Below are 9,836 nucleotides of genomic sequence, written 5' to 3'. Positions count from 1 at the left end.
GAGCACACCCCACAGCACCGGCCCCACCCGGTCCGGCACCCGCTCGCCCCGCGCGGATGCTGCCCGCAGGCGCTCGGCCCGCCGCGCATCCAGCGACCAGACCTGCCCACAGCGCGTGAAGACCAGGTACAGCGACATCAGGTGCAGGACGTTGTCCCCGCCGTCGCCCACGAACACGCTGCGGTTCTGCAGCGAGAGCACACCGACCATGAACAGCACGGACATCGTGCGCGTCCGCCAGCCCAGCACCAGCAGCAGACTCGACAGCGCCGCCAGCGCGTAGACGGCCTCGAACCACGCCTGCCCGCGCCACCACATCAGCGCCGTGAACGCCCCGTTCACCGTCGTCAGCTGGTGAGCCAGACCCCAGCTCCACGGACCGTCGGGACCGTACAGCTCCTGCCGGTGCGGATACTCACGCACCAGGAACAGCAGCCAGGTCACCGACAGGCCGATGCGTACGACAGCGGTCTGATACGGGCCCAGCGTCGCCTCGCTGACCCGGCCGATGCCGCGGGCCACCGACGTCATGCCACGGTTCACCGCACACCCCCCTCGGCCTCGCCGGCCGGAACCATCCACCACGGCAGCACCCGGTAGGCGGGCGTGGTCGACACCCGCTCCCCGCTCCACGGCGGCGGCGGCACGTTGGTGGTCCGGATCCGGACCTGGACGCGCGCGAGGCCGCCTCCCGGGCCGGCCGCGTGCACCCGGTCGAGCCGCAGGACGGCGATCCGGCGCAGATACTGCTCGGACAGCGCGCCCCGCAGACCCGCCGGGCGGTTGTCGCCGTCGTGCGTGCCGGCGTAGTAGTCCACGGCGCGGCGCAGCTCGTTCTGCTGGGTGTGGCTGGGCAGCAGGTTGCCGCTGATGGCCCGGCCGTCCTGGGCGGACAGGTCGTACCAGCCGGTGGTACGGGACCCGCCGTCCGCCGACCGGACCTCCGCGCGCACCTGCACGGCGATGTTCTGCTGGAGCGGATTCGGCGCGAACAGCTTCCAGTTCTGCTCGAACTCCGGGTAGACCCACGCGTCGACGGCCTCGCCGTGCTGCTTGCTCACCGTGTTCGCGGGCGCCACGGACAGGAAGACCATGCCCAGGTGCACGCAGGCGACCACGGCCACGACCGCGAGCACCACCGCCGCGACCGCGCGGTAGCGGGGGGAGAGGGCGGCCAGACCGGTGGCCGGGTCCGGCTGCGGGTCGGTGCGATCCGGGCCGTCCTCCCCGTACGGCTTCTCGGGACCGGACGCCGGCTCGGAACCGGACGCCGGCTCGGGACCGGGCGCCCGCTCAGGACCGGACGCCCGCTCAGGACCGGACACCGGCTCGTCCCGCCCGTCCGGACCGGCCGGGGCGCTCGAGCCCCCGTCGTACGCGTCCATTCCGCCCCGTTCGCCTATTCCGATTCGTCTTCCGGCCGCACGCCCGCGGCCGGTTCCGCCCGTCCGCCCGTTGGCCGGCCGCCCGCCTGTTCTCCGGCCGTTCGCCCGGAGAGCAGGGAGCAGGGCACCGACCCTGCACCAGCCGGCCGCTGCCGCTCGCCGCGGTCCGCATGCCGCGCACCTGCCCGCACGCCGCACGCCGCACGCCGCACGAACGGTACTCAGGCGCGCCGTTTCGGCACAGCCCCGGCCCCGGCGGCCACCGGGGAGCGAGGGGTGTTTCCTACCCCTCTGTCAGCCTTCACCCGTATGGCGCACGAGAACCGACGGACAGCGCACAGAGCACCGCCGCTCCGCCCTCCGCGTCCGTGAGCGCGTGGGGAAACGGCGGCTCACGCAGACGCCGAGCGGTTTGTCCACAGGGCGGTGCTCACGGTTGTCCACAGCCACCCGGAGCGGTTGACACCCCGCGGCGGCGAGCCGCACCATGGAATCCGCCCGAACCGAACGATCGGTCGGGAGCATGGACAAGAGCCGAGGTCGAGGGGGACAGCATGGCGACAGCAGCCGCGCACCGGGCGGCCGGCACTCTGATGCACGGCGCCGCGGACGCCATCGGGGAAGCCGAGGCCCACCAGCGTGCCTTCGACGCCGCGGTGGCCGCCGACGAGCGGATCGAGCCGCGGGACTGGATGCCGGACGCCTACCGGGCGACGCTGATCCGGCAGATCGCCCAGCACGCCCACTCCGAGATCATCGGCATGCAGCCGGAGGCCAACTGGATCACGCGCGCGCCCTCCCTGCGCCGCAAGGCCATCCTCCTGGCCAAGGTCCAGGACGAGGCGGGCCACGGCCTGTACCTGTACAGCGCCGCAGAGACCCTCGGCACCAGCCGTGAGGAGCTGCTCGACAAGCTCCACAGCGGCCGTCAGAAGTACTCCTCGATCTTCAACTACCCGACGCTGACCTGGGCGGACGTGGGTGCGATCGGCTGGCTGGTGGACGGCGCCGCGATCACCAACCAGGTCCCCCTGTGCCGCTGCTCCTACGGCCCGTACGCCCGCGCGATGGTCCGCATCTGCAAGGAGGAGTCCTTCCACCAACGCCAGGGGTACGAGTTGCTGCTGACGCTCAGCCGGGGTACGCCCGAGCAGCACGCCATGGCGCAGGACGCGGTGGACCGCTGGTGGTGGCCGTCCCTGATGATGTTCGGCCCGCCCGACGACGCCTCGCAGCACTCCGCGCAGTCGATGGCGTGGAAGATCAAGCGTCATTCGAACGACGAGCTGCGCCAGCGTTTCGTCGACATCTGCGTCCCCCAGGCCGAGTCGCTCGGCCTCACCCTCCCCGACCCGGACCTGAAGTGGAACGAGGAGCGCGGCCACTACGACTTCGGGGCCATCGACTGGGACGAGTTCCGGGAGGTCCTCAAGGGCAACGGCCCGTGCAACGAGCAGCGCCTGAGCCGGCGCAGGCAGGCGCACGAGGAGGGCGCCTGGGTACGGGAGGCCGCCGCGGCCCACGCGGCCAAGCACAGCAACCACGCGACCGGCACGGAAGGCGAGCAGGCATGACGGACACCGACTGGCCCCTGTGGGAGGTCTTCGTGCGCTCCCGGCGCGGGCTGTCCCACACCCACGCCGGCAGCCTGCACGCCCCGGACGCGGAGCTGGCCCTGCGCAACGCCCGCGACCTGTACACGCGGCGCGGCGAAGGCGTGTCGATCTGGGTCGTCCCGTCCGCCGCGATCACGGCCTCCTCTCCGGACGAGAAGGACCCCTTCTTCGCGCCGTCCGCCGACAAGCCCTACCGGCACCCGACGTTCTACGAGATCCCGGAAGGGGTGAAGCACCTGTGACGGCCACCGTCGCCACGACCGCCGCCCTCGCCCTGGGCGACGACGCCCTGGTGCTCTCCCACCGGCTGGGCGAGTGGGTGGGACACGCGCCCGTCCTGGAGGAGGAGGTCGCCCTCGCCAACATCGCCCTCGACCTGCTCGGTCAGGCGCGGTTCCTGCTGTCGATGGTCGGCGACGAGGACGAGCTGGCGTATCTGCGGGAGGAGCGCGCCTTCACCAACCTGCAGCTGGTCGAGCAGCCCAACGGCGACTTCGCGCACACCATCGCCCGCCAGCTGTACTTCTCCACCTACCAGCACCTGTTGTACGCCCAACTGGCCGCGGCGGGCGGAGTGTTCGCCCCGCTGGCCGGGAAGGCCGTGCACGAGGTCGCCTACCACCGGGACCACGCCGAGCAGTGGACGTTGCGGCTCGGCGACGGCACCGACGTCAGCCACGAGCGGATGCGGCGGGCCTGCACCGCGCTGTGGCGGTTCACCGGGGAGTTGTTCCAGCCGGTGGCGGGGCTGGACGTGGACTGGGCCGGTCTGGAGACCGCCTGGCTGGAGTCCGTGGGCGACGTGCTGCGGCGGGCCACGCTGACACTGCCCGAGGGACCGCGCTCGGGAGCGTGGTCGGCGGGCGCGGGACGGCAGGGCCTGCACACCGAACCGTTCGGGCGGATGCTCGCCGAGATGCAGCATCTGCACCGCAGCCATCCGGGGGCGTCATGGTGACCACCACGGCGCTGGAGGCGGAGCTGCTGCGGCTGGCCGGCTCCGTACCCGATCCCGAACTGCCCGTGCTGACCCTGGAGGAGCTGGGCGTGGTCCGCGCGGTGCACGTGCGCGGCACCGATGCCGTCGAGGTCGAGCTGACCCCGACCTACACCGGATGCCCGGCCGTCGAGGCGATGTCGCGGGACATAGAGCGGGTGCTGCGCGAGCACGGCCTGCGGGAGGTCTCCGTCCGCACGGTGCTCTCGCCCGCCTGGTCGACGGACGACATCACGGCCGAGGGACGGCGCAAGCTGCGGGAGTCCGGCATCGCACCGCCGCGCGCCCGCACGACCCCCGGCCCCGTCCTCCTGGAACTCGGCCCGACGCGCACCGGCACGCCCCGCCCGACCGGCACCCACGGCACTCCCGCCGCCGACCCGGTCCGCTGCCCCCACTGCGGATCGGCCGACACCGAGCTGCTGAGCCGGTTCTCCTCCACCGCCTGCAAGGCGCTGCGGCGCTGTCTGGCCTGCCGGGAACCCTTCGACCACTTCAAGGAGGTGTGATGGCCCGCTTCCACCCGCTGACCGTGACGGCGGTCGACCGGCTCACCGACGACTCCGTCGCCCTCACCTTCGCGGTGCCGCCCGAGCTGCGCGCGGAGTACCGGCACGCGCCGGGCCAGCACCTCGCCGTGCGGCGGGGGAGCGACGGGACCGAGACACGGCGGGCGTACTCGATCTGCTCGCCGGCCCCCGCTCCCGGCAGCGACGGGCCGTCGGAGCTGCGGGTGGGGGTGCGCCTGGTGGAGGGCGGTGCCTTCTCCACGTACGCGCTGAAGGAGGTCGGCGTCGGGGATCAGCTGGAGGTGATGACCCCCGCGGGCCGCTTCACGCTGGAGCCCGCACCCGGGCTGTACGCGGCGATCGTCGGCGGCAGCGGCATCACCCCCGTGCTGTCGATCGTCTCCACCTTGCTGGCGCGTGAACCCGCGGCCCGCTTCTGCCTGATACGCGGCGACCGCACGACCGCCTCGACGATGTTCCTGGAGGAGGTCGCCGACCTCAAGGACCGCTACCCCGAGCGGTTGCAGCTGGTGACGGTGCTGTCCCGGGAGGAACAGCAGGCCGGACTGCCGACCGGGCGGCTCGACCGGGAGCGGCTGGCGGAGCTGCTCCCCGCGCTGCTGCCGGTGCCGGAGGTGGCCGGGTGGTACCTGTGCGGCCCGTACGGGCTGGTGCAGGGCGCCGAACGGGCCCTGCGCGCCCTCGGGGTGCCCCGGGCCCGGATCCACCAGGAGATCTTCCACGTGGAATCCGGCACGGGACCGGTCCCGACCACCACGGCGCCCGCGCACAGTGCGGTCACCGTCCGGCTCGACGGCCGCGGCGGGACCTGGCCGGTCCGGGACGGCGAGACCCTGCTGGAGACGGTGCTGCGCAACCGCCCCGACGCCCCGTACGCCTGCAAGGGCGGCGTGTGCGGGACGTGCCGGGCCTTCCTCGTGTCGGGCGAGGTGCGCATGGACCGCAATTTCGCGCTCGAACCGGAGGAGACGGAAGCGGGTTACGTACTGGCGTGCCAGTCGCACCCGGTGACGGAGAAGGTGGAGCTGGACTTCGACCGCTGAGGGCCGAGCACCGGCCCTGCGGGGTCATAAGAAGCCGAGCACCGGCGGGGTCAGAGGACGAAGCCGGGATCGCCCCCGTCGGTCACCACGGGGCGGCCGGAGGCCGACCACGCCTGCATGCCGCCGTCGACGTTCACCGCGTCGATGCCCTGCTGGACCAGGTACATCGTGACCTGGGCCGAGCGGCCGCCGGAGCGGCAGATCACGTTGATCCGGCCGTCCTGGGGCGCCGCTTCGGTCAGCTCGCCGTAGCGGGCCACGAACTCGCTGATGGGGATGTGCAGGGCCCCCTCGGCATGGCCCGCCTGCCACTCGTCGTCCTCGCGGACGTCCAGCAGGAAGTCGTCGTCCTTCAGGTCACCGACCTGGACCGTGGGCACACCAGCTCCGAATTGCATGCTCCCGACGCTACCCGAAGCGGCGACCGCAACGGTCGGCCCCACGGCGCACCGGCCGATGGTCCGGCGCCCCGACCGCCGCCCCGGGCGCCGGCTCAGCCCTGGTCGAGCAGCGCGGCGAGCTGCGCCTCGCGGTCCGCCACGTCCTGGCGCAGCTGGGCGGCGATCTCGTCGAGCAGCCCGTCGGGGTCGTCGGGGGCGAGCCGGAGCATCGCGGCGATCGCGCTGTCCTCCAGTTGCTTGGCGACGAGGGTGAGCATCTCCTTGCGCTCGGCCAGCCACTCCAGGCGGGCGTACAGCTCCTCGCTGCGGCTCGGCTCCCGCTGCGCGGGGGCGGGTCCGGCGGCCCACTCCTCGGCCAGCCGGCGCAGTTCGTCCTCGTCTCCCCGGGCGTAGGCGGCGTTGACGCGGGTGAGGAATTCCTCACGCCGCCGGCGCTCGGGCTCCTCCTGCACCAGATCCGGGTGGGCCTTGCGGGCCAGCTCGCGGTAGAGGCGGCGGGCCTCCTCGCTCGGGCGGACCCGCTGCGGGGGCCGCACCGGCTGGTCGGTGAGCATCGCCACGGCCTCCGGGAACAGGCCGTCGCCGTCCATCCAGCCGTGGAACAGGTCCTCGACCCCCGGGATCGGCTGCACCCGGGCCCGCGCCTCCTGGGCGCGGCGCAGATCCTCGGGATCGCCGCTGCGGGCGGCCCGGGCCTCGGCTATCCGCGCGTCCAGTTCCTCGATCCGGGCGTAGAGCGGGCCGAGCCTCTGCTGGTGCAGCCGGGAGAAGTTCTCCACTTCCACCCGGAAGGTCTCCACAGCGATCTCGTACTCGATGAGCGCCTGCTCGGCGGCCCGCACGGCACGCTCCAACCGCTCCTCGGGCCGCGCCGCACCGCCGTCGGACGTCGCCTGATCCGCTCCGGCGACGTCGCCCTGCTCAGCTTCCGGGGTCGTCACCCGACCAGCGTAGGGCCTGTGCGGCCTACACCCCCAGCTCGGCCGCGATCCTGCCCGCCCGTACCGCGGCCACCAGGTCGGCGTGGTCGGCCTCGGTGCGGTCGGCGTAGGTGACGGCGAAGGCGGCCAGGGCCTCGTCCAGTTCCTCGTTCTTGCCGCAGTAGCCGGCGATCAGCCGCGGGTCGGCGCTGTGGGCGTGGGCGCGGGCGAGCAGCGCGCCGGTCATGCGGCCGTAGTCGTCGATCTGGTCGGCCGGCAGCGCGGCCGGGTCGACGCTGCCCTTGCGGTTGCGGAACTGCCGGACCTGGAACGGCCGCCCCTCGACCGTCGTCCAGCCGAGCAGGATGTCGCTGACCACCTGGATGCGCTTCTGGCCGAGCACCACCCGCCGCCCCTCGTGCGTCACCTCGGGCGCCGGGAAACCGGCGGTGGCCAGGTGCGGCACCAGCGCGGACGACCGGGCCTCCTTCACCTGCAGCACCAGCGGCTCGCCACGGTGGTCCAGCAGCAGCACGACGTACGACCGCGTGCCCACGCTGCCGGTGCCGACCACCCGGAAGGCGACGTCGTGCACGGCGTAACGGGCGAGCAGCGCGTGGCGGTCCTCGGGGAGCGTGGTCAGGTACTCCTCCAGCGACGTGGCCACCGCGGCCGCCTCGGCGTCCGGCACCCGCCGCAGCACCGGCGGGGCGTCCAGGAAGCGGCGCCCGCCGTCGTCGGTGCGCTCGGTCGATCTGGCCGCGAAGCGCTCGCTGGTGTTGGCCCGCGCCTTCTCCGAGACCCGCTCCAGGGTGCCGAGCAGGTCGTGGGCGTCGGTGTGGGAGACGAGTTCCTCGTCGGCGATGGCGTTCCAGGCGTCCAGGACTGGCAGCCGGGCCAGCAGCCGCATAGTGCGCCGGTAGGCGCCCGCCGCGTCCTGTGCGGCCCGGCGGCAGCTGTCCTCGTCACAGCCGGCTTCACGGCCGGCGAGCACCAGGGAGGCGGCGAGCCGTTTCAGGTCCCACTCCCAGGGGCCGTGGACCGTCTCGTCGAAGTCGTTCAGGTCGATCACCAGGCCGCCGCGGGCATCGCCGTACAGGCCGAAGTTGGCGGCGTGGGCGTCGCCGCACAGCGGGGCGCCGATGCCGGTCGTCGGGGTGCGCGCGAGGTCGTGGGCCATCAGGCCCGCCGAGCCGCGCAGGAACGCGAACGGCGTCGCGGCCATCCTGCCGACCCGGATCGGCGTCAGCTCGGGCAGGCGGCCCCGGTTGGACTCCTCCACGGCCGTGACGGCGTCGGGCCGGCCGGCGTCCGGCTCGAACACGGCGTGCGCGGACCGTGCGACGCGCCGCCGCAGCGCCTTGCCCTCCGCCTTCGGCGACTCCTGGACCGGCCACCGCGCGAACCCGGCCACCGCCGGCACCCGCGCACCGCCCCGTATTCCGCCACGGCCCTCGGCCCCCTCGGCCGCACCCGCGCCGGGCGCCGCCCCTACCGCTGTGACCTCGGTCATTCCGACCGCCCTCCCCGTCCCGTACAGCCTCCAGGCGTTGCGGCCCTGACCGTACAACCGGGTCCTCGCCCCCGTACACAGCGCTCGGCAGCCTCTGTGCAATGCCTCACATCCACCGGAAAGACCGGTCCCGAGCCGGACCCGGACACCCGCCCCCGACATCCACCCGGGACATCCACCCCGGACGACAGCGAGCGTCTGCCTCGAACCACAGCGGACAGCAAGCGGTGGACAAACGACGACCGGGCCCCTGCCGTGACTTTCGTCACCAGCAGAGACCCGTTCACCGGTTCTCACTGTGCGCGAGGGGGGAGTTGAACCCCCACGCCCTTGCGGGCACTGGAACCTGAATCCAGCGCGTCTGCCTATTCCGCCACCCGCGCATTGGGTGTGTCCTCCGGCTCCGTTCCCTTTCGGGCCCGGCGCCTTCCGACACGCAGAACATTAGCACGTCGCAGCGGGTGGATTCACATCCCTTCCTCAGGGGCAGGCGCAGCCGGGTGCTCGACCGCCTCCCCACCGCCTCCCCACCCGTCCCGCCCCCCAGAACCAGCCCGGAGCGCCGCTCCCCGTCAACCTGTGCATCAACCTGTGCCTGGTCCCGTATCAACCTCGTACCGGTCCGGCCCGTCTCCCCGGGAGCCGGGCGGGGTGCGCCCTCGGGTGCGGGACACTGGTCTGCGGACGCCTCTACGATCCTGGGCGGAAGGAGCCGGTGGAAGCAGGGCGGCAGGCAGACCGAGGACGCTGTGTCGACATCCGTCGACGAGGCGGCCAGGGGGAACCAGCCGATTGACCGGCGCGTGGATACGATCAGTAAGCAGTACCAGGTAGGCAGTACCCGACAGCACGACGGCAGGAACCGACCGCGACACCCGCGGCACCCGCGAGAATCGCCCCAGCGCGAGATTCGCACCAGCAGGACCCGCACAACCGCAGCACGAGCAAGACCGCAGCACGAGCAAGACCCGCAAGACCCGCAGCACGAGCACGACCGCAGCGACGGCCACGACGGAGGAGGTGCCCCATGGGAGTCCTGAAGAAGTTCGAGCAGCGTCTCGAAGGTCTGGTCAACGGCACCTTCGCCAAGGTCTTCAAGTCCGAGGTCCAGCCTGTGGAGATCGCGGGTGCGCTCCAGCGTGAGTGCGACAACAACGCCACCATCTGGAACCGCGACCGCACCGTCGTCCCCAACGACTTCATCGTCGAACTGAGCGCGCCCGACTACGAGCGGCTGAGCCCCTACTCGGGCCAGCTCGGCGACGAGCTGGCCGGCATGGTCCGCGACTACGCCAAGCAGCAGCGCTACACCTTCATGGGCCCGATCAAGGTCCACCTGGAGAAGGCGGACGACCTGGACACCGGCCTGTACCGGGTGCGCAGCCGCACGCTCGCCTCCTCCACCAGCCAGCAGGCCCCCCAGCCCCAGGC

10 protein-coding genes, 1 tRNA gene and 1 pseudogene are annotated in these 9,836 nt (G+C 72.8%); 6 read left to right on the top strand and 6 right to left on the bottom strand.

Annotated features, from left to right (window positions below; all coding sequences use genetic code 11):
- Together GV126_RS17995 and GV126_RS17990 are read right to left on the bottom strand one after the other, a co-directional pair.
- Positions 1-531, bottom strand: a 531-nt coding sequence (locus GV126_RS17995; protein WP_500305287.1) for an HTTM domain-containing protein, incomplete at its 3' end; no start/stop codon positions are given.
- 8 nt (positions 532-539) lie between these two features.
- Positions 540-1,385, bottom strand: coding sequence for a DUF5819 family protein (locus GV126_RS17990; RefSeq protein ID WP_159667851.1), 846 nt, complete (start codon positions 1,383-1,385; stop codon positions 540-542).
- Positions 1,386-1,939: 554 nt separating this feature from the next.
- Between GV126_RS17990 and paaA the strand changes: the two genes are divergently transcribed.
- The 5 genes from paaA to GV126_RS17965 are packed head-to-tail and all read left to right on the top strand — an operon-like array spanning position 1,940 to position 5,571.
- Entirely contained in the window at positions 1,940-2,959 is a 1,020-nt protein-coding gene (gene paaA / locus GV126_RS17985) for a 1,2-phenylacetyl-CoA epoxidase subunit PaaA (RefSeq protein WP_159667844.1), read from the top strand.
- Positions 2,956-3,243, top strand: coding sequence for a 1,2-phenylacetyl-CoA epoxidase subunit PaaB (gene paaB, locus GV126_RS17980; protein ID WP_028421215.1), 288 nt, complete (start codon positions 2,956-2,958; stop codon positions 3,241-3,243). Before paaA ends, paaB begins: the two co-directional genes overlap by 4 nt.
- Positions 3,240-3,959 carry a 1,2-phenylacetyl-CoA epoxidase subunit PaaC gene (gene paaC, locus GV126_RS17975; protein WP_159667841.1) on the top strand — a complete coding sequence of 240 codons (720 nt, stop codon included), beginning with the start codon at positions 3,240-3,242 and terminating at the stop codon, positions 3,957-3,959. The genes paaB and paaC overlap by 4 nt, the downstream gene beginning before the upstream one ends.
- Positions 3,953-4,507 (top strand): 1,2-phenylacetyl-CoA epoxidase subunit PaaD, encoded by a 555-nt coding sequence (paaD, locus tag GV126_RS17970; RefSeq protein ID WP_159667838.1) that lies wholly within the window; start codon positions 3,953-3,955, stop codon positions 4,505-4,507. The genes paaC and paaD overlap by 7 nt, the downstream gene beginning before the upstream one ends.
- Positions 4,507-5,571, top strand: a complete 1,065-nt coding sequence (locus GV126_RS17965) for a 2Fe-2S iron-sulfur cluster-binding protein (RefSeq protein ID WP_159667835.1) — start codon at positions 4,507-4,509, stop codon at positions 5,569-5,571. Before paaD ends, GV126_RS17965 begins: the two co-directional genes overlap by 1 nt.
- 50 nt (positions 5,572-5,621) lie before the next feature.
- On the opposite strand, the gene GV126_RS17960 is transcribed toward GV126_RS17965, so the two are convergent.
- From GV126_RS17960 to GV126_RS17945, 4 genes are all read right to left on the bottom strand, one after another.
- The gene (locus tag GV126_RS17960; RefSeq protein ID WP_159673863.1) at positions 5,622-5,951 is read right to left on the bottom strand and encodes a rhodanese-like domain-containing protein; all 330 of its coding nucleotides are present in this window, start codon (positions 5,949-5,951) and stop codon (positions 5,622-5,624) included.
- A gap of 113 nt (positions 5,952-6,064) precedes the next feature.
- Complete coding sequence (locus tag GV126_RS17955; RefSeq protein ID WP_159667832.1) at positions 6,065-6,913, bottom strand: hypothetical protein; 849 nt, start codon at positions 6,911-6,913, stop codon at positions 6,065-6,067.
- A 25-nt stretch (positions 6,914-6,938) separates the two neighbouring features.
- Positions 6,939-8,405 carry a DUF2252 domain-containing protein gene (locus GV126_RS17950; RefSeq protein WP_159667829.1) on the bottom strand — a complete coding sequence of 489 codons (1,467 nt, stop codon included), beginning with the start codon at positions 8,403-8,405 and terminating at the stop codon, positions 6,939-6,941.
- A 299-nt stretch (positions 8,406-8,704) separates the two neighbouring features.
- Positions 8,705-8,788, bottom strand: a tRNA-Leu gene (locus tag GV126_RS17945).
- A 644-nt stretch (positions 8,789-9,432) separates the two neighbouring features.
- Between GV126_RS17945 and fhaA the strand changes: the two are divergent.
- A pseudogene (gene fhaA, locus GV126_RS17940) lies at positions 9,433-9,836 on the top strand (antibiotic biosynthesis regulator FhaA); the annotation flags it as partial.

Origin of the sequence: Streptomyces mexicanus (assembly GCF_902506575.1) — a bacterium.
Taxonomy (GTDB): domain Bacteria; phylum Actinomycetota; class Actinomycetes; order Streptomycetales; family Streptomycetaceae; genus Streptomyces; species Streptomyces mexicanus.
Note: the sequence above shows the minus strand (reverse complement) of the source record. Positions and strands in the feature narration are given on the sequence as shown.